This is a genomic window from Pseudescherichia sp. AS216, assembly GCF_037152055.1.
In the GTDB taxonomy this organism is placed as follows: Bacteria; Pseudomonadota; Gammaproteobacteria; order Enterobacterales; family Enterobacteriaceae; genus Pseudescherichia.
In genome coordinates, this window is record NZ_JBBCMV010000028.1 from 1 (window position 1) to 334 (window position 334).

The 334-nt window shown below is 57.2% G+C and carries 1 tRNA gene and 2 rRNA genes; all 3 read right to left on the reverse strand.

Annotation, left to right across the window (positions count from 1 at the left end):
• Window positions 1–101, reverse strand: a 5S ribosomal RNA gene (rrf, locus tag WFN61_RS20755); the annotation flags it as partial.
• A gap of 40 nt (window positions 102–141) precedes the next feature.
• Window positions 142–217, reverse strand: a tRNA-Thr gene (locus WFN61_RS20760).
• Between the two features lie 14 nt (window positions 218–231).
• Window positions 232–334 (reverse strand): 5S ribosomal RNA (rrf, locus tag WFN61_RS20765); the annotation flags it as partial.

The window sequence follows — 334 nt, forward strand, 5'->3', positions numbered from 1 at the left end:
ACTCTCGCATGGGGAGACCCCACACTACCATCGGCGCTACGGCGTTTCACTTCTGAGTTCGGCATGGGGTCAGGTGGGACCACCGCGCTAGTGCCGCCAGGCAAATTCTTTACTATGTGCCGAACTTTAACCACTAAAAAGTGGTGCTGATACCCAGAGTCGAACTGGGGACCTCACCCTTACCAAGGGTGCGCTCTACCAACTGAGCCATATCAGCACGCTTAATTTGATGCCTGGCAGTTCCCTACTCTCGCATGGGGAGACCCCACACTACCATCGGCGCTACGGCGTTTCACTTCTGAGTTCGGCATGGGGTCAGGTGGGACCACCGCGC